Consider the following 26,561-nt stretch of genomic DNA (forward strand, 5'->3'; position numbering starts at 1 on the left):
CGGCTTTGATCTACCGTCGAACGAGAGTCACTGGGTCCCCGCCTTCGCGGGGACGACGGGGTTTCCATTGCGCAGGGTCAGAGCCGCGCGTCGGGATCGCCGTGGGCAGCCCAGGCGGCCAGCTTGCCGAGAAAGATATCGACGACCCTGGCCGCGTTGCCATCGGAGAAGCCGGCGCTGTGTGGCGTCACGATGACGTTGGGCATGTCCCACAGCGGCGAATCCGTTGGCAGGGGCTCGTGGGCGAACACATCGAGATAGGCGCCGGCCAGCCTGCCCCCGCGCAGCGCCGCGATCAGGGCCGGCTCGTCGACGACTTCGCCGCGTGCGACGTTGACGAGGTGCGCGCCCTGCGGCAGCCGGGCCAGCGCTTCGGCGCCGATCAGGCCGCGGGTGTCTTCGGTCAATGGACATGCCAGCACCAGCCAGTCGGTGCGCGGCAGCACCTCGCCAAGCGTCCGGTATGTCACGGTCTGATAATCCGGGCCGGCGGAGTCGGGACGTTGCCGCACCGCCACCACGCGCATGCCCAGCGCGTGCAGCACCGCGCCGATCTGCTGGCCGATCGGTCCCCAGCCGACGATGGTCGCCGTCTGGCCATGCAGATCGCGCGGCATGCCGGTCGCAATCAGCGGCGCCCATTGCCGTTCGCGCTGCGCCGCCAGCATCCGCGGGAAATGTCGCGCCAGTGCCAGCAACCCGGCCAGCGCGGTCTGCGCCACCACGCTGGCATTGGCCCCCGATGACGTGGTGACCTTGACCCCGCGTTCGCGCAACTGGACATAGACCGGGCGGTCGGCGCCGGCGGAATGCACATGGGTCCAGCGCAGCGACGGCGCTTCCAGCAGTGCGGTATAGAAGCGCTGCGTCGACGGCAATACCTCGTGCTTGGTCGACAGGCCAGTGACATCGCGCGAGACGAACGCGATATCGGCATCGATCGCGCGGGCATCGTCGATGGCGGGCGCCAGCACCGCGGTCCACGGACGGTCCTGCAGCACCGCGGTGATGGCGTCGCCATGGGCCCGCAGGGCCGGCTCGGACAACAGGATGCGCAAGGGCGCGGGACGCGAGGAAACGGTCATGGTGTCGAGATATCCAGCCAGGGCGTCAGTCTACCGAAGCGCCCGAGGCGCGCACGACGGCCTTCCACTTCTCGTATTCGGCGCGCGTGAACTTGCCGAACTGCTGCGGCGAGCCGCCGACCGGATCGGCGCCCTCACGGATCATCTGTGCCTGCAGCGACGGCAGCACCTCGTTGACCGCCTGGTTGATCTTCATCACGACATCCTGCGGCGTGCCCTTGGGCGCGAAGAAGCCGAACCACGAGCCGGCCTCGAAGCCGGGGAAGCCCTTCTCCGCGACCGTCGGCAGGTCTGGCAGCGAGCGCGAGCGCCGGGCGCTGGTCACCGCGAGCGCGCGGAGCTTGCCGCTCTGGATATGGGAGATCACCGAGGGGATCGTGGCGAACATGAACTGCACGCGGGCGGACAGCAGGTCGTTCAGCGCATCGGCGCCCTTGTAGGGAATATGCGTGGCCGGCGCGCCGACCCGCTCGGTGAGCATGAAGCCCGACAGATGCGACGACGTACCCACGCCGGTCGAGCTGTAGTTCAGCTTGCCGGGATTGGCCTTCAGGTAGGCGACGAACTCTTCCAGGTTCTTGACCGGCAACGAGGGATGGACCACCAGCACGTTCGGCACATCGGCGATCTGCACGACCGGCACCAGATCGGTCAGCGGGTCGTAGCTGAGCCGCTTGTACAGCGTCTGGTTGATCGAGATCGGCCCGACCGAATTGACGAGCAACGTATAGCCGTCGGCCGGCGCGCGGACGACGAATTCCGTGCCGATATTGCCGCCGGCGCCGGGACGGTTGTCGACGACGAACGACTGCTTGAAGCGCTGCGCCAGCTGCTGGCTGACGTTGCGGGCCAGGATGTCGGTGGTGCCGCCCGGGGTAAAGGCCACGACCACGCGCACCGGCTTGGTCGGATAGTCGGCCGCATGGACTTGCGGGGCAAGGGCCGCGGTAGCGGCGATCATCGCTGGCGCGATGGCTCGGACGAATGGGTTGGCGAAGCGGAACATGGATGTCTCCTCGTTGCTTGTTGTGTATGGTTTTCCCGTGGCAGGTCACGGGTTAGAAGCGGTTGCGGCTCTCAGGCGGCAGCGGCTAGCCGGCCGCAGGGGCTGCCCTCTCCCCAACCCTCTCCCGCAAGCGGGAGAGGGAGCAGACCTGAGGCATTCGATGGGGCTGCCCTCTCCCCGGCCCTCTCCCGCAAGCGGGAGAGGGAGCAGACCTGGGGCATTCGATGGGGCTGCCCTCTCCCCGGCCCTTTCCCGCAAGCGGGAGAGGGAGAAAACACGAGGCACAGGCGGCACGTTGAGGCGGCTCCCCTCTCCCGCTTGCGGGAGAGGGGTTGGGGGAGAGGGCAAGCGTGTCATCACGGAAAGCCGTAAAGCCGCGCCGGATTCGCGACCAGCACCCTTTCGCGCGCCGCCGCATCCGGCAGCCAGCGCGCCAGCAGGTTGAACAGCACGCCGTCGTCCGGCATCAGATGCGGCTCGAAGTAGTTGATATGCGGCCAGTCGGAACCCCAGACCACCTGGTCCGGATTGGCCTGCAGCAGCGCCGCGGCGAACGGGTCCACCTCGTGGTAAGGCGCCCCGCCGGGGTTGAGCCGATCGGCGCCGGAGATCTTGGTCCACGCCGTGCCCTCGGCCAGCATTGCGCACAGCGCCTGGAAACCAGGGTCCGCAACTCCGCGCGCGGTCGACATGCGGCCCATGTGGTCGACCACCAACGGCAAGCGAAGCGCCTTCAGCCGTGGGCCGAGTTCGACCAGGTCCGGCGCGTGAATCCAGATCTGCGCGTGCCAGCCGCGTTCGCGCAGGCGCGGCGCGAGCGCCTCGAGCACATCGATGCCGACACCGTTGCGGTACACCGCATGGCCATCGACCCGATACAGGTTGATCCGTACACCCCGCACGCCGGCCTCGTGCCAGGCATCGAGCTCGGTGTCGGTGGTATCGGCGGCCGGCACGGCGATCCCTCGCAGCCGCGCCGGATAGCGCCGCAGCGCGTCGAGGACCACGGCATTGCCGGCGCCGGTGCCGCTGGCGCTCGCGGTCACCAGCACGCCGCGCGTCAGGCCCAGCGCGTCCAGATGCGCGATGAACGCCTCGGCGGGATACGGCGCGGGCGTATAGCTGCGATCGTCGGCAAGCGGAAAGCGCTCGAACGGCCCGAACACGTGGGCGTGGCTATTGCAGGCACCCGGCGGCGCCCGGAAGGCCGGCGGCGTGATGCGTTCGAAGGCGGGGAGACAGGGGCGCGTCATCGCAGCGGCTCGCAATACAGAGGAATGCCGGCGCTCATTCGGGCGCCTTCAGCCGGCCCGCGGACGCCAGCGTCTGCGCTCGCGCGTCCTCACGCTGCAGCAGCGTCGACAGTTCCTGCGGCGACGACGGATGAGCCACGCTTCCGACCGTCAGCAAGCGGCTCTTCACCGCGCCTTCCGCCAAGGCCTTGCGCAACGCCGCATTGATGGTGTCGACCACCCCTGTTGGCGTGCCGGCCGGCGCCAGCAGTCCAGTCGCGGTGGTCGCTTCGAAGTTGGCCAGGCCCGCCTCGCGCAGCGTCGGCACCTTGGGCAAGGCCCCATCGCGCTCGCGCGACATCACGGCCAGCGCGCGCAGCGCGCCCGACTGGATATGCGGCGCCGAGCTGGTCAGCTGGTCCACCACCATGTCGATCTGCCCGCCCATCAGGTCGACCAGCGCCGGCGCCGATCCCTTGTAGGGCACCTGATTGAGGCGAATGCCGGCCGCGTCTTCCAGTTGCAGCATCGCCATATGATTGGTCGTGCCGGGACCGGCATGGCCGGCGGCGAGCTTGCCCGCGTTGCCCTTGGCGTAGGCCAGCAGCGACTGGATATCGCCAAAGCGCTTGTCGCCGCCCTTGACCACCACCACCAGCGCGGTGGTCGACACCAGGCCGACCGGGTTGAAGCTGGCCAGCTTGAAGTTGGTTCGCGTCATGCGCGGCAGCACCACGATGGCGTTGGGCGTGGTGACCAGCAGCGTGCTGCCGTCGGGCTCGGCCCGCGACACCAGCGTGGCGCCGATCACGCCGCCGGCACCGGGCCGGTTGTCGACGATCACGTTGCGGCCCAGGCCCTGCTCCAGCGCCGGCGCGATCGCGCGCGCGACGACGTCCAGATTGCCGCCGGGCGCAAACGGCACGACCAGGGTCACCGGCTTGTTGGACAGCGACTGCGCACGCGCGGCGCGCATCACCATCGGGGCGGCGCCAAGCGCCAGCATCTGCGCCAGCAGGCGTCTGCGGTTCATCGTGGTCTCCATCCTGCGAAGTCGTTCTTGTGGGGTGCGCGGCGCTCAGTCGCGGTAGCTCGGGTCGATCCGGTCGAGCTTGCGCAGCAGCGCCGGCCATTCCATCACGCCATAAGGCCGGCGCGTGCCGGGCTGATAGTTGTTCCAGGTGGCCTCGAGCACGTCCTGCCCGACCTGCCGCAGCGGCGTGTTGCACGACAGCGCGCCGATCTGCGCGCGGCAGGCCAGTTCGAGCCGGTGCATCCAGTTGAAGGCCTCGCCGACGGTATTGCCGACGGTCAGCGCGCCGTGATTGCGCAGGATCAGCGCCTCGCTCTTGCCCAGGTCCTCGATCAGCGAGGCCTGCTCGGCGGTATCGAGCACCACGCCCTGGTAGTCGTGGTAGCCGATCTTCAGGAAGCGCATCGCAGTCTGCGTGATCGGCAGCAGCCCGCATTCCAGCGCCGACACCGCCATCGAGGCCCAGCTGTGGGTGTGGATCACGCAGGCGACTTCGGGGCGCGCCTCGTGCACGGCGCTGTGGATCACATAGCCCGCCTTGTTGATGCCGTAGTTCAACGCGCCGAAATCGGGCTTGGACAGGATGTTGCCGTCGTGATCGACCTTGATCAGGCTCGATGCGGTGATCTCCTCGTACATCATGCCGTAGGCGTTGATCAGGAAGGCGTTCTCCTCGTCGGGCACGCGCACCGAGATATGATTGGCCATCATGTCGGCCATGCCGTAGAGCTCCACCAGCCGGTAGCAGGCCGCCAGATCGACGCGGGCCTGCCATTCGGCGTCGCTGCAACGGTCGCGCATCGACGGGATGTTCAACACGCCAGGTTTGGTCATGGTCTCTCTCTCCTTGTGTTCGTTCGCCGGAATCAGTCCGACCCCAGGGCCAGATCGCTGGGCCGGCGTTTTTCGATATGCCATTTCAGCAGCGCGGCGCTGCGATAGATGCCGTGCGCGAACTTGCCGTACGGCAGCGTCAGGAACAGCGCCATCACGATGCCCAGATGGACCGCCAGCAGCGCCGCCATCGCGCCGGTATCGCGCCAGGCCAGCAGCGCCAGGCCGCTCGCGCTGGTCAGGAACAGCAGCGCGATGAAGCCGCGGTCCATCGGGCGCTGGTCCGGATCGCCGGTGCGCGGATCGCGCCGCAGGTTAAGCCACAACAGCCCCACGGGCCCGATCAGCAGTCCGATGCCGCCCAGCGTGCCGAGCACCACCGGCAGGCTGGTATATGCATATGGCGCATGCAGGCGCAGCGCATAGTGGTAGAAGGTCGCCACCGTCGTCGCCGCAAAGCACAACATGAAGCCGTAGAAGGTGAAATGGTGGAAGCGCCGGCGGGCCAGCGTGAAGGCGTCGTCCTCGTTGTTGCAGCCCTCGCCATGGCCGCCGTCGAGATAGCGCAGGCGCAGCGCGTCGCCGGCGGCGCCGGTCGCCGCCGCCGCGCGCGATTCGCCAGGCCGCATACCCGGGGAAACCTGCCGCCAGAAGCGAGTCACGCCGACGCCGAGCGCGAGGATCGCGAACAGGAAGACGATGCCGAACATCGCCGCCAACAGGTTGTGCGGGAAGATCGCGTAGAAATTGCCGGCCATCGGCGCGTGCCACAGGCCGCCGCCCATCGCCACCGCCATCAGCAGGAACAGCGCGAGGCCCGCGGCCAGCGCCAATGACGTGGCCAGCCCCGCGCGGCGGTACAAGCCGCCCAGCGCGGCTGGAAACGCGTAGTCGCCATAGGTCTGCACGCGGACCTTGGCCATCGCCTGCGGAATATTGACGGCGAACTCGTGCGGCGGCGCGTACTGGCACGCGTGGAAGCAGGCGCCGCAGTTGTGGCACAGGTTCGACAGATAGTGGATGTCGGCCTTGCCGAACTCCAGCCGGCGGGTCATTGCCGGGAACACCGCGCAAAAGCCTTCGCAATAGCGGCAGGCATTGCAGATCTGCAGCGTTCGCGCGACTTCGTGTTCGTCGGCGGTCAGCGGCAGCGCGGCCTGCGCCAACGCCGCCGCCTCGCGCGTCAGCGCTTCAAGATGTTGCATGTTGCTGTTCCAGAGATTCGGTACGAACGGGCACGGCGGCGCCCCGTTGGGCGGCGGCCTGCGCGGCCTGCGTGCCGGCGATGCGGCCGAACGCGGTGCCGATCGACATGCCGACGCCGGCGGTATAGCCCTTGCCGAGCACGTTGCCCGCCATCATTTCGCCGGCCACGAACAGGTTGGCGCTCGGCTTGCCGCCGAAGTGCACCGCGGCCTTGTCGTCGACCTTCAGGCCGAGATAGGTAAACGTGATGCCGGGCCGCAGCGCATAGCCGTAGAACGGCGGCGTGTCGATCGGACGGGCCCAGTGGGTCTTCGCCGGCGTCAGGCCCTCGGTATGGCAGTCATCGAGCACTGTATGGTCGAAGGTGCCGACGCGGCAGGCCGCGTTGTAGTCGCCGACCGTGCGCATGAAGGTCGCCTCGTCCAGGCCCAGCTTGCGCGCCAGCTCGGGCAGCGTGCGGGCCGTGACGCCGGGAAAGACCGGCGGCATGAAACGGCCGATCGCCTTCGCGTCGATGATCGAGTAGCCGATCTGCCCGGGCTGCTGCGCCACCAGGCGGCCCCAGATCGCATAGCGCTTGGGCCAGAAGTCCTCGCCTTCGTCGTAGAAGCGCTCGGCGTTGGCGTTGAGCACCACGCCCAGCGACACGCAGTCGATGCGCGTGCAGATGCCGCCGTCGTACAGCGGCGCCCGCGCGTCGATCGCCACGCAGTGCGATTGCGACGGATCGCCGATGGCGTCCGCGCCGGCGTCGATCATGTACTTGAGCAGCACGCCCTGATTGAAGCGCGTGCCGCGGATCAGGAAATTGTCGGCGGGCCATTCGCCCCGCTCGTTCTGGCCCCAGGCCTCGCGCAGCCACTCGCGGTTCGATTCGAAGCCGCCGGCCGCCAGCACGCAGGCGCGCGCCTCGATGCGCTCGCTGCCGATGCGAGCGGCAACGAAGCGGTCGCCGTCGAGCTCGATCGCGTCGACCGGCGCGTCGTAGCGGATCAGCACGCCGAGCCTCTCCGCGCTGCGGTAGTAGGCATTGACCAGCGCTTTGCCGCCGCCCATGAAGAAGGCATTGGTGCGCGCGACATGCAGCGCGCCCGACAGCGGCGGCTGGAAGCGGACGCCATGGCGGCGCATCCAGTCGCGGCAGTTCGACGACGCGCGGATCACCAGGCGGGCCAGGTGCTCGTCGGTGATGCCGCCAGTCACCTTCAGCAGGTCCTGCCAGTACTCCTCTTCGGGATAAGCGTCGACGAGCACGTCCTGCGGTGCGTCGTGCATGCAGCGCAGATTTCGCGTGTGCTGCGAATTGCCGCCGCGCCATTCGCGCGGCGCGGCCTCGAGCAGCAGCACGGAGGCGCCGGCTTCGCGCGCCATCAGCGCGGCGCACAGGGCGGCATTGCCGCCGCCAATGACCAGGACGTCGATCATGCGGCGTCCTTGAACGAGGGCATGGGGAAGAAAGGCACGGTTCGGTCGTATCGATGTTTGACGCGACTGTACCGATACCTTTGGGCGCTGCTAAGGCGCCGGACGGAATGGGGGCTTCACGAATCGTGAAGGGGTACGCCCGGGAGGCGCCCCCGGCCGTTCAGCGGCCGGCGTCGGCGTCTCGGAGGCGCGCCATGTACCGTCCCCGTTATCCGCTGTTGGTCAGCTTTCCTCGACATTGTATTTGGCAGGACCGGACACTAAGCTCGTCGTACGCATGCATGTCGGCGCAAGCCCCGAGCGGCTTGCAACCTCCCACGACTCACTACGAAAGAGGAGTCGACGACATGAACATCCTACGGCGATGGCCCAGGATGGCGCTCGCATGCGCCATGCTTGCGGCCCTGACGGCATGCGGCGGCGGCCACGACGATGACGACGGCCCCGAAGCGGCACCGACCATCCAGCTGCTTTCCTCCTCCCCCGACCACGTGACCGGCGGCAACGCGTTGATCGATATCACCGTGCCGCGCCAGATCAAGCTGGACCGCCGCCCGCTGCGGATCGAGCTCAACGGCAACGACATCACGCGGGAATTCCGTCCGCTGCTGGACGACCTTCGCCACCTGCAGGCCGTCGTGACGGGTCTGCGCGCTGGCGAGAACACGCTGACGGCCAAGATCGGCCGCGAAACGGCCACGCTGAAGATGACCAACTACCCGATCACCGGCCCGGTGATTTCGGGGCCGTGGCAGACGCCGTTCATCTGCCAGACCGAGAGCTTCGTGCTGCCGGACGGCTCGCGCCTCGGTCCGCCGCTCGACGCCAACTGCAGCGTCGCCACGCGCGTGCACTACCTCTATCAGAAGAACACCGGCGGCGCGCTGGTGCCGATGCCGAGCACGACGTCGCTGCCCGCCGACGTCGCCAGCACGACCACGCTGGATGCCCACACCGTGCCGTTCGTGGTACGCGTGGAAACCGGCACGGTCAATCGCGGCATCTATCAGAACGCGGTGCTGCACGATCCGACCAGGGAGTCGGCCCCCACCCCGCTGAAGCCGCCGAAGGCATGGAACAAACGGCTGATCGCGGTCGAGGGCTTCGGCTGTACGGGCGGCTGGTACATCCAGGGCGCGGCGCAGGGCAATATCTCGGTCGCCGGCTTCGACTTCACGCTGCTCAATGTCAGGCGGCTCGGCGAGGGCTACGCCACGTTCGCCAATACGCTGCAGCACGCGTCGAACAACTGCAACGCGGTGCTGGCCAGCGAGGCCGCGATGATGTCGAAGGAGGCGGTGATCGAGACCTTCGGCGTGCCGGTCTTCACCGTCAGCGCGGGGTGCTCGGGCGGATCCTATGGCAGCTCGCAGCCGGCCGACCGCATTCCCGGCCTGTTCGACGGCGTGCTGATCGCCTGCACCTTCCCCGACCCGCTGTCGATCGCCCTGTCGGGTTCGGACGGGCACCTGATCACGCATTACCTGATGGGCAATCCGAACGCCCTGACCGACGCGCAGATCGCCGCGGTCACCGGCTACAAGAGCCGCAAGGCCTTCGAGGACGCGGCCAATCAGGCCGGGCGCATCGATCCGGTGCCGGCAAGGCAGGACTTCCCCGGATACAACTCGGGCGTGTTCAATTCCGCCGTGCCGCAGGAGCTGCGCTACCACCCGGTCAATAACCCGACCGGTGCGCGGCCGACGTTGTACGACGCCGCCAGAAATATGTACGGCATCGACAAGGCCACCGGCTTCGCATTGCGTCCGTTCGACAATGTCGGCGTGCAATACGGGCTGGCGGCACTGAACGGCGGCGCGATCACGATCGACCAGTTCCTCGACCTGAACGAGAAGGTGGGCGGCTACGACCAGGATGCCAACTACGTCCCCGCCCGCTCCCTCGGCGACCTGGGCGCGATCCTGCGGGCGCAGCAGTCCGGCCTGCATCTGGGCGGCAACGGCGGGCTGGCTTCGATCCCCGTGTTCGACGTGACCGGTGTCTATAACGAGGACGCCGCCTATCACTACCAGTGGTTCCATTTCGCGCAGCGCGAACGGATGCTGAAGGCCAACGGCGATACCGCCAACCACGTGATGTGGCGCGGCAACCCGGTGCCGGCCGATACCGCGTGGGACACCTTCATCCGCTGGGTCGCGGCCTACAAGGATGACAAGTCGCCGGCCTCGCAGAAGCAACGGGTCGTCGCCCACAAGCCGCAGAACGCGGTCGACGGCTGCTGGCGGTCCCAGACGGATTTCGTGGCCGAGCCGCAGACCCTGAGCAGCACGCCGGACACGACCTGCAATTCGCTGTTCCCGTCGTGGACCGCACCGCGCATCGCCGCCGGCGGCCCGGTCTCGGCCGACGTGATGAAATGCGCGTTGAAGCCGGTCAATCCCGCCGACTACAGCGTGCCGTTCACCCCCGATCAGCTGAACCGTCTGCGCGCGATCTTTCCGAGCGGCGTGTGCGACTGGACCAAGCCCGGCGTCAACCAGACGGGCGTCGTGCCGAACGGATCGTTCGGCCCTTCGCCGGTGAATCTGGTGTTTGACATCACGAAGTCGTGAGGTTGGCGGCCGGTACGGGAGCGAGGCCACTCGGCCGCTCCCGTATCGAGCCGTATGCTGGTTTATTGCTGGCCGGCTGGCAGACCATGGGGAACACCGCTACGGAAGGATACCGAGGCGTATCTTCATCTTGATTTCCCCCAGCCAATCTTCCCTGTAATGCCGGGCGAGGTGGCCAGTCTGCGCCGGCGTGATGCCCGACGTTCTAGCGAGATGTTCGAGGGACGTTAGTGAATCGATCCACCCCAGACGTTCCGCTGCAACGATTGCCGCCTTGTCAGCGGTTGACAGCAGGATCAGCGCTTTCGGCACCAGCTTGTTTGCATGCAGCCAGGCGAGCAAATGCAGTTCTCCGTCGTCCAATGCCTGGCAGTGGGGATAGGCTAGTACCAGGTCAACCAGCTCCCGCTTTCCGACGACATGCCGTCCACTGAGCCCAGACACCAGCGCGTTGCGGTCCACCGGAATGCGGCGCGGTTGGGAAAGATCACCGGTAAGCGCCTCTTCCACGCACTTCTCTACCGTCTCAATTGCGTAACGCTCGCAGATGGGGGACCAGCACCCGGCCCGGAACGCTTCCAGGATGATGTTGGTGTCGACGAACACCCGGACCTTCGCCATGCGATGTTGGGCCTCATAGCTCGAACGGCGCCGGCAGTGAGTGCTCGGCGAACAGGTCGCTCAGCATCGGCAGGCTCATTCCCATCGCCTTTGCCGCCTTGCGGGCGGAAAGCTGCCCGCGGTCGATGGCCGTATGAAGCATGCTGACGAAGCTGTTCGAGAAACGCTTCGGTTTGCGACCCGCGCTGGATCGTTGCCGCACCTTGCGAAGCTGGTCTCGCGTAGCGGCGTCGATGCGCTTCATGTTGTACAAACGCCAGGCCAACGCAATGGGACAAACGCGCAATTGATCGGCAACATCCGCGAGATGGCGAATATCCGAGCCTCTCCGCGGGTCGATCAGTTGCTCGAGAGACGGCCTGGGCATCAACAATGCCGCGGCGAAATTGTCCGCAAGTTGTTCGACGCGCTTTGCCCTGCCGCGCGCTTCGAACGAGTTCGACTCTCGGTGGTCCGGCTTCATGGCGTCCCATGTCAACGCATGGAACAGTTCGTGGGCGAGATCGAAAAAGCGGCGAGCCTCGGATTCATTGCGATTGATCAGAATCACCCCGAGATCCTGCAGGTGACAGGTGGCGCCCGAGATGGTGTCGCCTCGAGCCGAGTCTACGGCCTCGACGAAAAGAACCGGGATGTCCAGTTCACGCTCGATACACTGTGCAAGCTGCTCCGCTGGAACCGTGCCCAATTCCAGCGCTGCAACCAACGCCTCGGCCCGCGCGGCGGCATCTTCGAACGATGCCTGCGCGTTCAGCCGCAGACTGTGCTTGAGCGGACTGGTACCACCGCCCTGCCCTTCGCGCAGCCAGCGCAATAGGCCGATCCATTTTCCCGCCCTCGATTCGAAGCTGTCGAGCTCCTGTTCCGGCACGCTCGACGCCGCCCGCCAGGAAAATTGGGCCTCGCCCGCGACCGCGAACGGGTCGAGAAAAAAATCGACGTCCCGGTCGAGCAACTCTGATAAAGCCAGCATCTCGTCCGACTTCAGGGCACGCTTGCCATTTTCGATGTCGGACACTGACTGCCGGTCGTTGAGGCCGAGCACCTGGGTCAGCTGATCCTGGGTCCAGCCCTTCGCCTCGCGGGCCGCCTTGACGCGGTAGCCGATCAACTTTTGCGAGATCCGTTCGACCATCGTCCTCTCCGTGTGGCATTCCATTCTATTCTTGCGAATTGCCGTTCGCAAGATTTCCCGGCGATCCTTTATTCGCAAGAGCGGCCGATGCAGCGGGCCACGGCCCGTTCCGGCGGCAACTTGGCCAAATCGGAGGGCAGGTGCTATCGTCGCCACTTGGCCTTTCAGGCCGTGCATAGAACCTGTTGGAAGGAGACAACCTTGAAGCCACGCATCACGTGCCTGGCGGCGATCGCCTTGATGGCGAGCGCCGCGGCACACGCCGCCTACCCTGAACGCCCGATCAAGCTGATCGTGCCCTTTCCGCCGGGTCAGGCGACCGACATCTTTGCGCGGGCGCTCGGCGAGCGGCTCGGCAAGCAGCTTGGGCAGTCGGTGGTGGTGGAGAACCGTGCCGGGGCCGGCAGCAATATCGGCATGGAACTGGCCGCTCGCGCCGCGCCCGATGGCTATACGCTGGTGATGGCCGGCAGTGCGATGGCGATCAACCAGACGCTGTACGCGTCGATCGGCTACGATCCGCGCCGCGATTTCCAGGCGATCTCGGGTGTGTTCTCGGTGCCGCTGGTGTTCCTGTCGACGCCCGCGTCGGGCATCACGTCGCTGCGCGATCTGGTTGGCAAGGCCAAGGCAGCGCCGGGCAAGCTCAGCTACGCGAGCGCCGGCATCGGCGGCACGCAGCATCTGTCGGCCGAGATGCTGAAGGCGCGCGCCGGCATCTTCATGGTCCATATCCCGTACAAGGGCAGCGGCCCGGCGCAGGCGGACTTCCTGGGCAACCAGATTCCGGTGATGGTCGACTCGATCACCGCCGCCCTGCCGCTGATCCAGTCGAAGAAGGCCGTGCCGCTCGCCGTGACCGCGGGCAAGCGCGTGCCGCAGCTGCCGAATGTGCCGACGGTGCAGGAGCAAGGCGTGCCCGACTTCGAGGCACTGGGATGGGCGGTGCTGATGGCGCCGGCCGGCACGCCGCCGGCCATCGTGTCGCAGCTCAATGCGGAAACGGTGAAGGCGCTGCAATCGCCGGAGCTGCAGAAGTTCATCGTCGACCGCGGCTCCGAGCCGATGCCGATGTCGCCGGAGCAGACCGCGCGGTTTGTCGACAGCGAGATCCGCAAATGGTCGACGGTGGTCAAGCGTTCGGGGGCGAAGGTCGACTGAGTCTGCCCGTCGCCACTACGAACGCGGAGCCGGCGACCGCCGAAGCCACCGAGTCCCCGCCTTCGCGGGAACGACGGTGAACGGTCGGCGCCGTACCCCCGTTACGCTCAGGCCGCGGTCAGAAAATCGACCACCGCCTGCGTGAAGCGCTCCACTTGCTGCAGATTCGACAAGTGGGCCGCTTCCAGCTCGACATAGGACGCGCCCGGAATCGTCTCGGCCATGTAGCGGCCATCGGCCGGCGGCGTCGGAATATCGCCCGAGCCGGCGATCACCAGCGTCGGCACCGCGATCCGATGGATCTCGGCACGCAGGTCGTTGTCGCGGATCGCGCGGCAATTGGCGGCATAGCCCGCCGCGTCCGTCGCGCTCAGCATGGCGCGCAATTGCTGCACCAGTTCCGGATGCGCTGCGGCGAAGTCCGGGGTCAGCCACCGGTCGACGACCGCGGCCGCGATCGACCCCACGCCATCGCGCTCGACCGCCGCGGCGCGGTTGGTCCAGTTCTCCGGCGGGCCGATGTAGGCCGCGGTATTGCACAGCACCAGCTTGCCGAGCCGCTTCGCGTGGTTCAGGCCCAGCCACATGCCGGTGATGCCCCCCATCGACAGCCCACAGAAATGCGCGCGCTCGATGCGCAGCGCATCGAGCAGCGCGATCACGTCGCCACCGAGCTGGGCGACGGTATAGGGACCGGCAGGCACCGACGAACGGCCGTGGCCGCGCGTGTCGTAGCGCAGCACGCGGAAATGCTGCGTGAAGGCCGCGATCTGCGGCTGCCACATATCGAAGTTGGTACCCAGCGAATTGGACAGCACGAGCACCGGCAGGCTCGGGTCGCCATCGAGCTGGTAGTGGAGGCGGACGTCGGAAAGGTCGGCGAAGGGCATGGCGGAAGCGGTTCTCAGCGGTTGACGGCGGTACTCAGCGATCCTCGTCGGTACTGTAGTACTCGGCAGTACTCGGCAGTACTCGGGGCCAGGATCGATCGATGCCCCGTGCGGCGCGGCATGCGCCCGCGCGGAGCGGCACAGGCATCAGTTCTGCGCGATCGCGGAACCGTGCTGCGCCAGCGGCGTGACCTTCATCTCCATGAACGGATACAGCGGCAGCGAGGTCAGCAGCGTGTGCAGCTCGTCGTTGTCCTTGACGTCGAAGATGCTGACGTTGGCGTACTGGCCCACCACGCGCCACAGATGGCGCCACTTGCCTTCGCGCTGCAGCTGCTGCGACAGCGCCTTCTCGTCGGCCTTGAGCTTCTCGACGGCTTGCGGGTCGGCGGATTGGGGAATGCGGACGGTCATTTCAACCATGAACAGCATGGCGATCTCCTTGTTGTAGCAGTACGGTCAATGGGGTAATCGAGGTCATACCGTGGCGATCGGCGTCACGGGAGAGCCCATCGCGCCGGGCAGGCGCAACGGCGGCGCGGTCAGGAAAAAGCGCGAGCGCCGCTCGGCGCGCAGGCAGGCGGCAAGCTCGCGCAGATACCACAGCTCGCCCAGCGGCAGGCCGAGCTTGAACAGGCAGTGATGATGCAGCGGCAGCATCGGCACCGCCCGCTGCCCCGGCTCCGGCGGCCGTGCCGGGAAGCGTTCGACCGCGTAGTTGTCGGCGGCCAGCGCGGCGATGCCCGCCTCCGCGATCCATTGCAGCAGCCGCTCGTCGCGGCCGTCGAGCGCGCAGCAGCTGTGATGCAGCGCATGCGCATCGGGCCTGCCGCCCATCTCCAGCACCATCTCGGCGAAGCCGGTGCGCAGCACCAGGATATCGCCGGTCTCGACGGCGACCCGATCGGCGTCCATCACGCGCATCAGGTCGTCGTAGCCGACGGTGCGGAACTCGCGGCCGAAGTGCTCGGCCAGATCGACCAGCACGCCGCGGCCCTGCACACCATGTACGGCCAGTGTCTCGATGCCGAGCGCGTCGGCGTGGCTGTGGTCATGTCCGCACGGATGCGCAGCGAAATCGTCGGCCTCGGCATAGTCCACCGGTCCGACGATCTCGGCGTTGGGCCGGAAGCCGTTGTAGTAGACGCGTTCGGCCACACCGTCGCCGTCGGCATCGAACAGCGCGCCGACATGGGCCAGCGAATCCCATTGCGTCGAATACTGCAGCGACAGCAGCACCTGGTCGTCGCTGAGCACGTCGAGCGCATTGGCCTCGACCTTGGCCAGCGGGAAATTGACGTAGGGAATGTCGTCGCGATAGGTGGGCCGAAGCACCGGCGGATGCCGGCGCACGTTCAGCGCATTGCCGCCCGGCAGATCGAGTGGCAGCGACAGGCAGAACGTGCGGCCGCTGCGAATCTCCTGCGCGGCGGCGCGGACCTTGTCCGCGGTGATCAGATTCAGACGGCCGAGCTGGTCGTCCGGGCCGAAATCGCCCCAGTTGGAGCCTTCCGGTCGTTGTTTCCATCGCATCGGGGATAACCTCCGGCACGGACGCGCCGCGGTGCCAGCGTGAATGCACCGGCCCGCGCGGTCCGATCGATCGGGATGTCAGAGACAGCAGACGCCGCCGAGATAGGCCTTGCGCCAGCGCGTGATCCGCACCTCGGCGAACAGGCCCGCCTTGTGGAACGGATCGGCTTCGATTAGCGCCTGCGCGGCCTCGCGGGTATCGACATCGACGATATAGACACCGCCGCCGGCATCGCTGCCATCGTCGTTCAGCTTGGCACCGCAGGCGAGCAGCAGCGACTTGTTGGCTTCGAGGAAGTCCAGATGCGCCGGCCGCTCGGCCTTGCGCACGTGCTGGTGGTCGGGCTTGTCGAACGTCTCGATGATGTACGGCATGGTGTCTCCTGTGTTGTTGTCGGGAAAGCGTTTATCGATGATCAACCGGGGATCGTCAGATCTGCGCGCCCCACGCCAGCATGGCGACGATGTAGATCAGGCCGACCCAGAACATCATGATCACGGTGTAGCCCATCACGTCCTTCAGCTTCAGCTTCGACAGCGCCAGCGCCGGCAGAATCCAGAACGGCTGCACCAGGTCGTTCCAGGCGTTGCCCAGCATCACCGACATCGACGTCTGCGCCACCGAACTGCCGATGGCCTTGGCCGCATCGATCATGAACGGACCCTGGATCACCCAGTGCCCGCCGCCCGACGGCGCGAAGAAGTTGATGAAGAACGAGCTGACCAGGCCCCAGAACGGCAGCGTCTGCGGCGTCGCGATATCGACGAACACGCGCGAGATCGTGTCGACCAGGCCTGATCCGGCCATCACCGCCATGATGCCGGCATAGAACGGATACTGCAGGATGATGCCCGAAATCGTCTTGATGCCCTCGTTCAGCCTGGCCACGTAGTTGGCCGGCGTGCCGAGCAGCAGCACGCCGATGAACAGGATCAGGAAGTTGATCAGGTTTAGATCGAGCGTGCCGCCCTGCGTGAAATAGAGCCCCGCATAGGCCAGACCGCAGACACCGATCACCAGGCTCAGCAGCCGGCTGTTGTTCATCCGCGTGGCCAGCGTGTTCTCCAGCCCCATGCTGTGGCCGCCGGCAGCGGCGCCCCGCTCTCCGCGCGTTTCGGCTTCGACGTTGATTTCGGTGATGTCCTTGGGGTCGCGCGGGTGCAGCATCGCGTTGAGCAGCGGCAGCGTGATGATGACCGCCAGGCTGGTCAGCAGCATCGGCGTCGAGAAGATCGTGTCCTTCAGCGCGATCACGCCCATCAGCTTTTCCATCGGATGGCCCGGCGTGGAGATCAGTACCGGGATGCTGGCCGACAGGCCGAGGCCGTACAGCGTGAAGCCGCTATACGCCGCCGCGATGATCAGCGGATAGTGGACGCCCTTGACCTTTAACGCGAGCTTGCGCGCGACGATGCCGCCGATCACCAGCCCGAAGCCCCAGTTCAGGTAGCTGCCGATGCCGCCGACCAGCGTGGCGACGATCACCGCGCCGCGCGGCGTGGCCACGCGCTCGACGATGCGATCCAGGAAGCGGTCGATCAGCGGCGCGGTAGCCAGCACGTACCCCATCGCCAGGATCACAGCCATCTGCGTGGTGAACGCCAGCAGGTTCCAGAAGCCCTTGCCCCATTCGAGGATCACGGCCGGCGCGGCCTGTCCTTGCACCAGCATGGCCATCGCCATGCTCAGCAGCGTCAGTCCGATGGCGAAAACGAAGGGGTCCGGCAAATACCGGCGCATCAGTTCGGTAAAGAACCCGGCGACCTTGCTCAAGATCTGTCTCCCAAAAACATGCCGAATGGCATCTTGAATTGCCGCATTTCGAACTAACGTTCTACATACGAACACGTTGGCTATAGGGAGGCGATCGTAGAGGCGTGTTTGCGCAAGGTCAAGTCAATGAATGGGCTTATTGAATCGGATTCCGCAATAACCGCGCCCACGCAGAATCCGCCGCGCCATTGCTGCGATGCGGAATAAAAACGCGGTGACCGGGGCCCCGGCCATGCCAGTTTGAGAGCCGACGCTTGCCGCGCTGCAGCAGGCCGGACCACGAAACGGTTCGTTGCGGTCTATCGCAACCCCAGCATGCGTTCGATATCGAGCATCAGCGCCCGCAACTGCGGCCCGGCCTGCTTCTCGATCGCCCCGAAGCTGCCCTGTCCGACCGGCACGCCGCAGTTCAGCACGAACAGCTGCGAGCCGACCGGCTGGCACATCGGTACCGCGAAGCCGTAGACCTCGGGCCGCCATTCGGCGCGGTTCGAGCAGTACCCTTGCCGCTCCAGATCGCGGCGAGCGTCCGCCAGCCGCGGTTGGGCGTAGGCGAAGGCTTTCGGATCCTGCAGCCGCAGCTGGTTGAGCACCGCATCGCGTTCGTTCGCCGGCGCGCGGCACAGCCAGGCGCGGCCGATGGCGGTGGTCAGCATCGGCAGCGCGGCGCCGATCTCCGGCGTCACGATCAGGCTGTCTGTCGAGCGCGCGGTCTCGACATAGATCATCTGCGTGCGGTCGCGGATGCCCAGCGACACGGCGCCGCACAGCCGGTCGGCCAGCGCCTTCATCATTGGCCGCGCCAGCTGGCGCAGATGCATGCTGGCCAGCAGCGGATAACCCATCGACAGCACCGCCGCACCGAGCCGGTATTTGCGCAGCGCGGTGTCGTGGCGCAGATAGCCCAACGCCGTCAGCGTATGCGTCAGCCGGGCCACGGTCGTCTTCGACAGCCCGGTACGCTCGGCGAAATCGCGATTGCCGAGCATCGCGTCGCCGCTATCGAAGGCCAGCAGGATGTCGATGCCGTTGGCCAGCGTGGCCGCGTACTGGCGGTCCTTGTCGGCCGGCTCCTTCGTGCGCGAAAGGGATTGCGGCACGGACTGCGCCGCGCTGGTACGCGAACCGAGGCGCAAACCGGGGCCGCTCATCGGCTCTTCCTCAGCGCGGCCTCGATCCTGGCGACCATCCTCAGAAGGCGCGGCCCCATCTGCCGCTCGAGCTTGCGCGGCGTCATCCGCGCGCCCAGCACGCCGCAGTTGAACACCATGACCTCGCCATCGATACGCGTCGGCAGCGGCGCCGCCACGGCATGGATGTCGCTCTGCCATTCGCCGCGGGACGTGCAGAAGCCGAACTCGGCCATCTCTTGCCGTGCGTGTTCGAGCGCAGGCGCCTGTCGGCGGAATTCCGCCGGATCGGCCTTGCGCAGCGCCGCCAGCACCGGCCCGCTTTCCTGCTGCGACGCATGGCACAGCCAGGCCCGGCCAATCGCGGTGGGCAGCATCGGCAGCGTCGCGCCGATATCGGGCCGGAACGCCATCGCATCGTGGCCGCGGCTCGTCTCGACGTAGACCATCTGCGCGCGGTCGCGCAGGCCCAGCGACACGGAGCCATCGATCTCGTCGGCCAGCTGCTTCATCAGCGGCCGCGCCAACTGGCGGATGCGTAGCGTGGCCAGCAGCGGGTAGCCCAGTGCCAGCGTGGTCGATCCGAGCCGGTAGCGGCGCAGTTGCGCGTCATAGCGCAGCAGGCCGCGTGCGGCCAGCGTGTACGTCAGCCGGCTGACCGTCGCTGGCGACAGGCCGGTGCGCTCGGCCAGTTCCTTGTTGCTGAGCACGCTGTCGCCAATGCCGAAGCACTGCAGCAGCGACAGCCCGTGCGCGAGCGTAGTGGCGAAGGCCGGATCGGGATGATGAGAGCGTGGAGCCATCGGGGGCGGCGTTCGGGGATGAATCGGAAATGTTGGGTTTCAGCAGGGCATCGACATCGCTGTCGCCCCCGCGAAGGCGGGGGCCCAGTGTCTTTTCTCACTCGCGGCCAAACAAGTCGCTGGGTTCCCGCTTTCGCGGGAACGACAGGATGTACGGCATCTGGTCGGCGTCGATCATACCGCGCCGGGCCCGTTGGCAAACACCATGTCGTTCAAGATAGCGAAACAACGATCCACTATTTCGCCCCTGATTGCTACGCTGCCTCTCCATCCGATGCCAATCCACGGGCGTGTCCCGCGGTCCACCGCCAACCGAAACAGGAAGCCGTAGCGATGATCCGAGACCCCGACACCTATCCCGCATTTCTGGCGCAACTACGCCGCTTCGTGCAGCAGCGACTGGTGCCGCGCGAAGCCGAGGTCGCATCGCGCGACGAGGTGCCGGCCGACCTGGTCAAGGAGATGGCCGACATCGGGCTGTTCGGCTTTTCGATCCCCGAGTCCTATGGCGGCGCCGGCATGACGACCGAAGAGCTGGTGCTGGCCGCGATCGAACTGTCGCAGTGCTCGGTGGCCTTCCGCGCACGGGTCGGGACCAATACCGGCATCGGCTCGGAAGCGCTGGTCGCCGACGGCACGCCCGAGCAGAAGCAGCGCTATCTGCCCCGCCTGGCCAGCGGCGAGATCACCGGCTCGTTCGCGCTGACCGAGCCGGAGGCCGGATCGGATGCGACGGCACTGACCACGTCGGCGCGCCGCGACGGCGACCACTATCTGATCAACGGCACCAAGTGCTTCATCACGAATGCGCCGATCGCCGGGCTCTTCACAGTGATGGCCCGCACCGATCCCGATACCACCGGCGCATCCGGCATCTCGGCCTTCCTCGTCGAGCGCGACACGCCGGGCCTGAGCACCGGGCCGGCCTACCGCAAGATGGGCCAGGAAGGCTCGCCGGTGTCCGAGGTGCATTTCGACAATTGCCGCGTGCCAGCCGCCAACCTGATCGGCGGGGTCGAAGGACAGGGCTTCCGTACGGCGATGAAGGTGTTGAACAAGCAGCGCATTCATCTGTCGGCGCTGTGCATCGGCCCGGCCATCCGCATGCTCGACGATGCGATCCGCTTCGTCAGCACGCGCAAGCAGTTCGGCGAACCCTTGTCGAGCTTCCAGCTGGTGCAGGCGATGATCGCCGACTGCCAGACCGAGATCCATGCGGCCCGCGCGCTGGTGCTCGAGACCGCCCGCCAGCGCGACCGCGGCGAGGACGTGACGATGCAGGCTTCGATCTGCAAGTACTTCGCCTCGGAGATGTGCGGACGCGTCGCCGACCGCTGCGTGCAGATGTTCGGCGGCTACGGCTATATCGCCGACTACGGCATCGAGCGCTTCTATCGCGACGTGCGGCTGTTCCGCCTGTACGAGGGCACCAGCCAGATCCATCAGCTCAATATCGCCAAGCGCACGCTGGCGCAGGCCGGCGCCTGACCTTCGCGCCGCAGCCGAAAAAACACAACAGGAGACACCATGTTCAAGACCCTTGTCGCCACGATGGCGCTGGCGATCGGCACCGCCATGCTCTCCGGCGCGGCCCACGCCGAAGCGCCCTACCCCGGCAAGCCAATCCGGCTGGTGGTGCCGTTTGCACCGGGCGGTTCGTCCGACATCCTGGCGCGCCTGCTCGCCGATCGGCTGAAGGCCGAACTGGGCCAGGTGGTAGTGGTCGAGAACAAGCCCGGCGCGGGCGGCAATATCGCCGGCGAGAGCGTGGCGCGCGCCGCGCCCGACGGCTACACGCTGCTGCTGGCCGCGGCCGGGCCGACCGTGATCAATCCGAGCCTGTACAGCAAGATGCCGTTCGATCCTGCGCGCGATCTGGCGCCGGTCACGGTGCTGGCGCGCGAGCACAACCTGATGGCGGTGAAGGCGCAGCTGCCCGTGCGCAATCTGCCGGAGTTCCTCTCCTATGCGCGCAGCCATCCGGGCAAGCTGTCGTTCGGCTCACCCGGCAACGGCACCGTCGCGCATCTGGGCGGCGAGCTGCTGAACCGGACCGCCGGGCTGAACATGCAGCACGTTCCCTACAAGGGCAGCGGCCCGGCCGTCGCCGACCTGATGGCCGGCCATATCGACCTGATGATCGACAACATGCCGGCGCTGCTCGCCCAGGTGCAGGGCGGCAAGCTGCGGCCGATCGCGGTCGCCAGCGACAAGCGCGCCGCGGCGCTGCCCGACGTGCCGACCTTCGACGAGGCCGGCGTCAAGGGCTATCTGGTCACCGCCTGGAAGGGCCTGATGGCGCCGGCCGGCACGCCCAAGCCCGTCATCGCGAAGCTGCACGAGGCCTGCGCCCGCATCCTGGCCACGCCGGAGATGCGCAAGCGGGTGATCGAGCTCGGCGCGGAACCGGTCGGCAACACCCCCGAAGCGTTCGCGGCGCAGATCCGCAGCGAGACGGCGTGGTGGGCCGCGCAGGTCAAGGCGACCGGCACACGGCTCGATTGACGCCGATTGACGGCAACATCGCTGACAACGACCGAACATGCATGACGCCGCCCGCCCTGCGACACCACGCAACTGGCCGCGTTGCGCGGCCAGGGCGTCATCCAGCGGGGACCGCCAGCAGCGCGGGGCGTTGCGCCTGCGGCCCCATTGGCCATTGCGGAATTACATGCCGCTGTAAGAACGACGCGCCCGCATCGGCGGCATCGACCGCAAGCGGTGCGCGCCGTCGAACTCACAGCGTGCCGCCGCCGGACAGCCAATACGGCTCGCGCTCGTAGTACTGGTGCAGCTGCGTACCCCACTGCGGGTCCGCCATGCGCGGCCATTGGTCCTTGTTGAAGCCGGGCGCCGACTTGATGCGATCGGCCGTGATGCCGAGGCGGAAGCATTTCTGGTCGGTATCCATGACCAGCGCATTCCACGGAATCGCGTGCAGCGTATCGCCGATGCCCAGAAAGCCGCCGGTGGTCAGCACGGCATAGGCAATGCGGCCGCGCGGTACATCCAGCATGATTTCGCTGATTTCGCCGACATGCTCGCCGTCGGACGAATAGACCTTGGTGTCCTCGAGGCTGGATGCCGCCATCACTTCCGGGCCGGGGCCTTCGCCGACGCCCGATCCTACGATGCTGGCACCGCCCTGATTCGTGCCGGGTTGCGAGGGGTTCATCGCCATCTCCTTGATCGTGGTACGCGGAAACCGGTGTTTCGCAACGACCATGCCATCCCGGTTCAAACCGCCGGTCCCGACGGGGGCGCCGGCTTTCATCATTCTTTCGCAATCGCCCGCTAAGGTCCTGCCTTTCCCTTCCCCACACCCCCAAAGGCAAGAGGCAGGACATGACCCGATCCCCCTACCCCCGTCGACGTTTCCTGATCCACACCGGCGCACTTGGCCTTGGCACCAGCCTCGGCCTGACCGCCTGCGGTTCCGACGACTCGCCCGAGGCGCCCGCGGTGATCGTGCCCGACAGCGAACGGCCCAAGCTGCCTTACGGCATCCAGATCGGCGATGTGGGCGGCGGACGCGCGGTGGTCTGGGCGCGCGCCGACCGGCCGGCGCAACTGCGCGTGGAGTACGACACCACCGACAGCTTCCGCAATCCGCGCAAGGTGCTCGGGCCCACCGTCAGCGCGGCATCCGATTTCACCGGCCGCGTGGAACTGACCGATCTGCCGGCCGGCGAATCGATCTTCCTGCGCGTGGCCTACGACAGCATCGACAACCCGCGCGCGACCGGCGTGGTGGTGCCGGGCCAGTTCCGCACGATTCCGCGTACCGACGCCAACCGCCCGGTGCGCTTCGTCTGGGGCGGTGACGTCGCCGGCCAGGGCTGGGGCATCAACACCGAATTCGGCGGCATGAGGATCTTCGAGGCGATGCGCCGCCGCGAGCCGGACTTCTTCCTGCACAGCGGCGACACGATCTACGCCGATGGCCCGATCCTGGCCGAAGCCACCGCGGAGAACGGCCGCGTCTGGAAGAACCTGGTGACGCCGGAGGTCTCCAAGGTCGCCGAGACGCTGGACGAATACCGCGGCCGCTACCGCTACAACCTGATGGACGAGAACGTGCGCCGCTTCTCCGCCGAGGTGCCGCAGATCTGGCAATGGGACGATCACGAGGTGACCAACAACTGGTCGCCTACCAAGGACCTGAGCGCCGATGCGCGCTACACCGAGAAGAACATCGCCACGCTGGTGGCCCGCGCCACGCAGGCCTTCCGTGAATACGCGCCGATGCGCATCGGCAATACCGCGGCCGAGCAGACGCTCTATCGCAAGGTCTCGTACGGCCCGCTGCTGGACGTGTTCGTGCTCGACATGCGCACGTATCGCGGCGGCAATACGGCCAACCTGCAGACCACCGAGAACGGCGACACGGTGTTCCTCGGCAACGAGCAGCTCGAATGGCTCGTCAATGGTGTGAAGCAGTCGCAGGCCACCTGGAAGATCATCGCCGCCGACATGCCGATCGGCCTGTGGGTGCCGGACGGCAAGGACGCGGCCGGCAACGCCCGCTGGGAGGCGATCGCCAATGGCAACGACGGCGCCGCCATGGGCCGCGAACTGGAAACCGCGCGGCTGCTGCGCGCGATCAAGGGCGTGCCCAATGTGGTGTGGCTGACCGCCGATGTGCACTATTGCGCCGCGCACTTCTACGATCCGTCCAAGGCGCAGTTCACCGACTTCTCGCCGTTCTGGGAATTCGTCGCCGGCCCGCTGAACGCGGGCACCTTCGGGCCCAACCAGCTCGACGCCACCTTCGGTCCGCAGCTGGTCTTCCAGAAGGCGCCGCCTGCCGGCCAGGCCAACCTGTCTCCCTACTCCGGGTTCCAGTTCTTCGGCGAGGTCAATATCGATCCGTCGACGAAGGCACTGACGGTGGACCTGCGCGACCTGGATGGCGTCAGCGTATTCAGCAAGACGTTGCCGGTGGCTTGAGGCTGCGGGCGCTGGCGGACCGCCGACACTGATTGTTGCCGGCGGTATTCTCCCTCTCCCCCTCATGGGGGAGAGGGTTGGGGAGAGGGAGGTGGTTTTTCGAGCGTTGGCCGCATGACGAACGCCGCTTGCCCTCTCCTCCGCCCCTCCCTCCCGCAAGCGGGAGAGCGGCGAACACCTCGCGCGCCTGCACGTGTTGTGGCTTTCGCTGCTGCCCTCTGCGCTACCTCAACATGAACGACATCGCCGACAGGCAGTTCAGCATGCGTACCGCGTCGGTCACGTTGGGCGCATCGAAGCTTAGCGTGACGCCGTCGAGCCGCTGCAGCGTGGGCCATTGGCAGAACAGGTCGGCATGCGCGGGCGTCAGCGTCCGCAATCGGCAGTTCACCGGGCCAGCGATGGTGAAGGGCCGAACGGCAGCCGGATCGGTTCGCAGCGAGCGGACCGCGGCTTGCGCCGCCGCGGCGATCGCCTCGCACGCGGCGGCGGGCGTCATCGAGTCGCCGGTGCCCTGCCCCTGCGCGCGCTTGGTGGCGACATAGCGGACCCACGGCAGCAGTGCCGACGTCTCGTCGACGAACACATCGTCGCCGCTGGCCATCAACACCGGCACACCGGCCTCGCCCGCGAGCGCCGCATACAGGCCCGCCTCGCCAAGCTCGATGCCGTTGAGGCTGACGCTGGCGAACGCGCCGCTGTTGATCGTATGCGCCAGAATGCCGCGCCCCTGTGCACGGCCGTGATAGCCGATCATCAGCACACCATCGCAGCCCTGCTCGATGCCGCTCATCATGCCGGCGTAGCGCGGCTTGCCGAGTACCAGGCGCACACGCGGGTCCAGCAGGTCCGGCAGCAGATTGCGGAAACCGCCGTGCGAGTCGTTGACCCAGACGGCCTCGGCCCCGGCGGCAAAGGCGCCACGCGCCGCGGCGTCGGCCTCCCGCGTCATCCAGGCGCGGGCACGCTCGTATTCGCCGTTGCCCGGGCGCGTCTGTTCGGGATGGAAGACGCCGGCGACGCCCTCGATATCGGTGGAAATCAGGATCTTCATCGGATAGGCGCTCCGGCGCAGGCCGCGAGCAGGCGAACGGTTCAGTCGACGGAATTCAGTTCAGGCATCACCGCCAGCAGACCGCGGCGGCAATGGCCGTCGCGGCCGCTGACGGTCTGCGCATGCCACAGCGCATGCACGATGGCCTGCTCGACGCTGTCGGCAGCGGCATGGAACAGCGGATCGAGCGCGGTCTCATGGACCATCGCGACGGCGGGCATCGGCACGGCGGCGTCGTGCGGCACGGTATAGGCGGTGCTGAAGGCCAGCGCGATATCGCCGGAGCCATGGCCGTAGACCGAACCGGTGCGTGCCAGTCCCGCTCCGGCGCGCCGTGCCAGACGCCCCAGCTGGCGGGAATCGAGCGGCGCGTCGGTGGCGACGATCATGATGATCGAGCCCTTCTCCGGCACGGCGTCCGCTGCCGCAGGCGCGGCAAGCCGTTGCGCCAGTTGCGGACCGATCCGCTGGCCGGCGAACGTCAGCATCGACGGCGTGCCGTAATTGGCCAGCACCAGCGCGCCTACGTGGTACGGCCCGGCGACACGAGACGCCGTACCGATGCCGCCCTTGACGCCGAACGCCGACATGCCGCGCCCGGCCCCCACCGCGCCTTGCGCAACCTCCACGTCGGCCGCTGCGCAAGCCTGAAGATAGTGCGGTTCGCCGACGGCCATCGCCTGGATGTCGTTCAGATAGCCGTCATTGCATTCGAACACCAGCGGATTGACGGTGGGCCAGCCGCGGCCGATCTCGGCGTGGGCAGCGATCGCCTGGCGGATCTGCGCCTGCGCCACGGCCCCGACCGCAAAGGTATTGGTCAGCGCGATCGGCGTCTCCAGCGCGCCCAATTCGTCGACCTGCACCAGGCCGATGCTCTTGCCGAAGCCGTTCAGCACCGCGGCCGCGGCCGGCACCTTGTCCAGATACGGATCGCCGGCGTGCGGCAGCACCACGGTGACGCCGGTCTGCACGGCGCCGTCGGCCAGCGTGCAATGGCCGACGCGCACGCCCGGCACGTCGGTGACCGCATTGCGCGCGCCGGCCGGCAGCTCGCCGATATGGGGCGGTACGCCGGATGCGGCGGAAGGTTCGTGCGGCATCGCGATGGTCCCC

24 protein-coding genes are annotated in these 26,561 nt (G+C 67.2%); 5 read left to right on the forward strand and 19 right to left on the reverse strand.

Features of this window, described 5'->3' with window-relative positions:
• Nucleotides 1-77 precede the first annotated feature (77 nt).
• The 7 genes from B551_RS12705 to tcuA all read right to left on the reverse strand — a co-directional run bounded on the left by B551_RS12705 (nucleotide 78) and on the right by tcuA (nucleotide 7,821).
• Nucleotides 78-1,085 (reverse strand): D-2-hydroxyacid dehydrogenase, encoded by a 1,008-nt coding sequence (locus B551_RS12705; protein WP_006576320.1) that lies wholly within the window; start codon nucleotides 1,083-1,085, stop codon nucleotides 78-80.
• Nucleotides 1,086-1,110: 25 nt separating this feature from the next.
• Entirely contained in the window at nucleotides 1,111-2,091 is a 981-nt protein-coding gene (locus B551_RS12710; protein ID WP_023264228.1) for a tripartite tricarboxylate transporter substrate binding protein, read from the reverse strand.
• Between the two features lie 356 nt (nucleotides 2,092-2,447).
• Nucleotides 2,448-3,344 carry an amidohydrolase gene (locus B551_RS12715; RefSeq protein ID WP_006576319.1) on the reverse strand — a complete coding sequence of 299 codons (897 nt, stop codon included), beginning with the start codon at nucleotides 3,342-3,344 and terminating at the stop codon, nucleotides 2,448-2,450.
• 34 nt (nucleotides 3,345-3,378) lie between these two features.
• A complete protein-coding gene (locus tag B551_RS12720; protein ID WP_043439347.1) occupies nucleotides 3,379-4,356 on the reverse strand; it encodes a tripartite tricarboxylate transporter substrate binding protein in 978 nt (325 codons plus the stop codon).
• Nucleotides 4,357-4,401: 45 nt separating this feature from the next.
• The gene (locus B551_RS12725) at nucleotides 4,402-5,190 is read right to left on the reverse strand and encodes a class II aldolase/adducin family protein (protein ID WP_006576317.1); all 789 of its coding nucleotides are present in this window, start codon (nucleotides 5,188-5,190) and stop codon (nucleotides 4,402-4,404) included.
• Between the two features lie 32 nt (nucleotides 5,191-5,222).
• Nucleotides 5,223-6,395: a tricarballylate utilization 4Fe-4S protein TcuB gene (gene tcuB / locus B551_RS12730; RefSeq protein WP_023264229.1), complete on the reverse strand. Its 1,173-nt coding sequence runs from the start codon at nucleotides 6,393-6,395 to the stop codon at nucleotides 5,223-5,225.
• Complete coding sequence (gene tcuA / locus B551_RS12735) at nucleotides 6,382-7,821, reverse strand: FAD-dependent tricarballylate dehydrogenase TcuA (protein WP_006576478.1); 1,440 nt, start codon at nucleotides 7,819-7,821, stop codon at nucleotides 6,382-6,384. Before tcuA ends, tcuB begins: the two co-directional genes overlap by 14 nt.
• A gap of 392 nt (nucleotides 7,822-8,213) precedes the next feature.
• Between tcuA and B551_RS12740 the strand changes: the two genes are divergently transcribed.
• A complete protein-coding gene (locus B551_RS12740) occupies nucleotides 8,214-10,394 on the forward strand; it encodes a DUF6351 family protein (protein ID WP_052511356.1) in 2,181 nt (726 codons plus the stop codon).
• A gap of 99 nt (nucleotides 10,395-10,493) precedes the next feature.
• On the opposite strand, the gene B551_RS12745 is transcribed toward B551_RS12740, so the two are convergent.
• Together B551_RS12745 and B551_RS12750 are read right to left on the reverse strand one after the other, a co-directional pair.
• Nucleotides 10,494-11,015, reverse strand: a complete 522-nt coding sequence (locus B551_RS12745; protein ID WP_006576476.1) for a hypothetical protein — start codon at nucleotides 11,013-11,015, stop codon at nucleotides 10,494-10,496.
• A gap of 13 nt (nucleotides 11,016-11,028) precedes the next feature.
• Nucleotides 11,029-12,150, reverse strand: a complete 1,122-nt coding sequence (locus tag B551_RS12750) for an XRE family transcriptional regulator (RefSeq protein ID WP_052511357.1) — start codon at nucleotides 12,148-12,150, stop codon at nucleotides 11,029-11,031.
• A 240-nt stretch (nucleotides 12,151-12,390) separates the two neighbouring features.
• Here B551_RS12750 and B551_RS12755 point away from each other — a divergent pair, with 240 nt between their 5' ends.
• Entirely contained in the window at nucleotides 12,391-13,311 is a 921-nt protein-coding gene (locus B551_RS12755; protein ID WP_156526513.1) for a tripartite tricarboxylate transporter substrate binding protein, read from the forward strand.
• A gap of 107 nt (nucleotides 13,312-13,418) precedes the next feature.
• On the opposite strand, the gene pcaD is transcribed toward B551_RS12755, so the two are convergent.
• The 7 genes from pcaD to B551_RS12790 all read right to left on the reverse strand — a co-directional run bounded on the left by pcaD (nucleotide 13,419) and on the right by B551_RS12790 (nucleotide 19,441).
• Nucleotides 13,419-14,201: a 3-oxoadipate enol-lactonase gene (gene pcaD / locus B551_RS12760; protein ID WP_006576473.1), complete on the reverse strand. Its 783-nt coding sequence runs from the start codon at nucleotides 14,199-14,201 to the stop codon at nucleotides 13,419-13,421.
• Between the two features lie 147 nt (nucleotides 14,202-14,348).
• Nucleotides 14,349-14,633, reverse strand: coding sequence for a muconolactone Delta-isomerase (gene catC / locus B551_RS12765; RefSeq protein WP_006576472.1), 285 nt, complete (start codon nucleotides 14,631-14,633; stop codon nucleotides 14,349-14,351).
• A gap of 45 nt (nucleotides 14,634-14,678) precedes the next feature.
• Nucleotides 14,679-15,734: a cyclase family protein gene (locus tag B551_RS12770; protein ID WP_023264231.1), complete on the reverse strand. Its 1,056-nt coding sequence runs from the start codon at nucleotides 15,732-15,734 to the stop codon at nucleotides 14,679-14,681.
• A gap of 78 nt (nucleotides 15,735-15,812) precedes the next feature.
• Complete coding sequence (locus B551_RS12775) at nucleotides 15,813-16,109, reverse strand: YciI family protein (RefSeq protein WP_006576470.1); 297 nt, start codon at nucleotides 16,107-16,109, stop codon at nucleotides 15,813-15,815.
• A 55-nt stretch (nucleotides 16,110-16,164) separates the two neighbouring features.
• Nucleotides 16,165-17,508, reverse strand: coding sequence for a short-chain fatty acid transporter (locus tag B551_RS12780; protein WP_006576469.1), 1,344 nt, complete (start codon nucleotides 17,506-17,508; stop codon nucleotides 16,165-16,167).
• 299 nt (nucleotides 17,509-17,807) lie between these two features.
• Nucleotides 17,808-18,659: an IclR family transcriptional regulator gene (locus B551_RS12785; RefSeq protein ID WP_006576468.1), complete on the reverse strand. Its 852-nt coding sequence runs from the start codon at nucleotides 18,657-18,659 to the stop codon at nucleotides 17,808-17,810.
• Nucleotides 18,656-19,441 carry an IclR family transcriptional regulator gene (locus B551_RS12790; RefSeq protein ID WP_006576467.1) on the reverse strand — a complete coding sequence of 262 codons (786 nt, stop codon included), beginning with the start codon at nucleotides 19,439-19,441 and terminating at the stop codon, nucleotides 18,656-18,658. Before B551_RS12790 ends, B551_RS12785 begins: the two co-directional genes overlap by 4 nt.
• Before the next feature lie 333 nt (nucleotides 19,442-19,774).
• Here B551_RS12790 and B551_RS12795 point away from each other — a divergent pair, with 333 nt between their 5' ends.
• Nucleotides 19,775-20,929 carry an acyl-CoA dehydrogenase family protein gene (locus tag B551_RS12795; protein ID WP_023264232.1) on the forward strand — a complete coding sequence of 385 codons (1,155 nt, stop codon included), beginning with the start codon at nucleotides 19,775-19,777 and terminating at the stop codon, nucleotides 20,927-20,929.
• A 39-nt stretch (nucleotides 20,930-20,968) separates the two neighbouring features.
• On the forward strand, nucleotides 20,969-21,946 hold the full coding sequence (locus B551_RS12800) for a tripartite tricarboxylate transporter substrate binding protein (RefSeq protein WP_023264233.1): 978 nt from the start codon (nucleotides 20,969-20,971) through the stop codon (nucleotides 21,944-21,946).
• A gap of 232 nt (nucleotides 21,947-22,178) precedes the next feature.
• Here B551_RS12800 and B551_RS12805 read toward each other — a convergent pair whose 3' ends face one another.
• Nucleotides 22,179-22,616 (reverse strand): PRC-barrel domain-containing protein, encoded by a 438-nt coding sequence (locus tag B551_RS12805; protein ID WP_043439357.1) that lies wholly within the window; start codon nucleotides 22,614-22,616, stop codon nucleotides 22,179-22,181.
• Nucleotides 22,617-22,786: 170 nt separating this feature from the next.
• Between B551_RS12805 and B551_RS12810 the strand changes: the two genes are divergently transcribed.
• Complete coding sequence (locus B551_RS12810; protein ID WP_023264235.1) at nucleotides 22,787-24,391, forward strand: alkaline phosphatase; 1,605 nt, start codon at nucleotides 22,787-22,789, stop codon at nucleotides 24,389-24,391.
• A 223-nt stretch (nucleotides 24,392-24,614) separates the two neighbouring features.
• Here B551_RS12810 and B551_RS12815 read toward each other — a convergent pair whose 3' ends face one another.
• A complete protein-coding gene (locus B551_RS12815) occupies nucleotides 24,615-25,445 on the reverse strand; it encodes a M55 family metallopeptidase (RefSeq protein ID WP_023264236.1) in 831 nt (276 codons plus the stop codon).
• A 41-nt stretch (nucleotides 25,446-25,486) separates the two neighbouring features.
• Complete coding sequence (locus B551_RS12820) at nucleotides 25,487-26,548, reverse strand: P1 family peptidase (protein WP_006576462.1); 1,062 nt, start codon at nucleotides 26,546-26,548, stop codon at nucleotides 25,487-25,489.
• Nucleotides 26,549-26,561: the final 13 nt, after the last annotated feature.

Origin of the sequence: Cupriavidus sp. HPC(L) (assembly GCF_000307735.3) — a bacterium.
Classification (GTDB): Bacteria; Pseudomonadota; Gammaproteobacteria; order Burkholderiales; family Burkholderiaceae; genus Cupriavidus.

Bases quoted from the DNA above. Each gene is read 5' to 3' on its own strand.
- B551_RS12810 (WP_023264235.1), top strand. From the start codon at position 22,787: ATGACCCGATCCCCCTACCCCCGTCGACGTTTCCTGATCCACACCGGC.
- B551_RS12815 (WP_023264236.1), bottom strand. From the start codon at position 25,445: ATGAAGATCCTGATTTCCACCGATATCGAGGGCGTCGCCGGCGTCTTC.
- B551_RS12740 (WP_052511356.1), top strand. From the start codon at position 8,214: ATGCTTGCGGCCCTGACGGCATGCGGCGGCGGCCACGACGATGACGAC.
- B551_RS12770 (WP_023264231.1), bottom strand. From the start codon at position 15,734: ATGCGATGGAAACAACGACCGGAAGGCTCCAACTGGGGCGATTTCGGC.
- B551_RS12805 (WP_043439357.1), bottom strand. From the start codon at position 22,616: ATGAACCCCTCGCAACCCGGCACGAATCAGGGCGGTGCCAGCATCGTA.
- B551_RS12710 (WP_023264228.1), bottom strand. From the start codon at position 2,091: ATGTTCCGCTTCGCCAACCCATTCGTCCGAGCCATCGCGCCAGCGATG.
- tcuA (WP_006576478.1), bottom strand. From the start codon at position 7,821: ATGATCGACGTCCTGGTCATTGGCGGCGGCAATGCCGCCCTGTGCGCC.
- B551_RS12755 (WP_156526513.1), top strand. From the start codon at position 12,391: ATGGCGAGCGCCGCGGCACACGCCGCCTACCCTGAACGCCCGATCAAG.
- B551_RS12750 (WP_052511357.1), bottom strand. From the start codon at position 12,150: ATGGTCGAACGGATCTCGCAAAAGTTGATCGGCTACCGCGTCAAGGCG.
- B551_RS12725 (WP_006576317.1), bottom strand. From the start codon at position 5,190: ATGACCAAACCTGGCGTGTTGAACATCCCGTCGATGCGCGACCGTTGC.
- B551_RS12715 (WP_006576319.1), bottom strand. From the start codon at position 3,344: ATGACGCGCCCCTGTCTCCCCGCCTTCGAACGCATCACGCCGCCGGCC.
- B551_RS12820 (WP_006576462.1), bottom strand. From the start codon at position 26,548: ATGCCGCACGAACCTTCCGCCGCATCCGGCGTACCGCCCCATATCGGC.
- B551_RS12785 (WP_006576468.1), bottom strand. From the start codon at position 18,659: ATGAGCGGCCCCGGTTTGCGCCTCGGTTCGCGTACCAGCGCGGCGCAG.
- pcaD (WP_006576473.1), bottom strand. From the start codon at position 14,201: ATGCCCTTCGCCGACCTTTCCGACGTCCGCCTCCACTACCAGCTCGAT.
- B551_RS12705 (WP_006576320.1), bottom strand. From the start codon at position 1,085: ATGACCGTTTCCTCGCGTCCCGCGCCCTTGCGCATCCTGTTGTCCGAG.
- B551_RS12795 (WP_023264232.1), top strand. From the start codon at position 19,775: ATGATCCGAGACCCCGACACCTATCCCGCATTTCTGGCGCAACTACGC.
- B551_RS12775 (WP_006576470.1), bottom strand. From the start codon at position 16,109: ATGCCGTACATCATCGAGACGTTCGACAAGCCCGACCACCAGCACGTG.
- B551_RS12790 (WP_006576467.1), bottom strand. From the start codon at position 19,441: ATGGCTCCACGCTCTCATCATCCCGATCCGGCCTTCGCCACTACGCTC.
- tcuB (WP_023264229.1), bottom strand. From the start codon at position 6,395: ATGCAACATCTTGAAGCGCTGACGCGCGAGGCGGCGGCGTTGGCGCAG.
- B551_RS12720 (WP_043439347.1), bottom strand. From the start codon at position 4,356: ATGAACCGCAGACGCCTGCTGGCGCAGATGCTGGCGCTTGGCGCCGCC.
- B551_RS12800 (WP_023264233.1), top strand. From the start codon at position 20,969: ATGTTCAAGACCCTTGTCGCCACGATGGCGCTGGCGATCGGCACCGCC.
- B551_RS12745 (WP_006576476.1), bottom strand. From the start codon at position 11,015: ATGGCGAAGGTCCGGGTGTTCGTCGACACCAACATCATCCTGGAAGCG.
- catC (WP_006576472.1), bottom strand. From the start codon at position 14,633: ATGCTGTTCATGGTTGAAATGACCGTCCGCATTCCCCAATCCGCCGAC.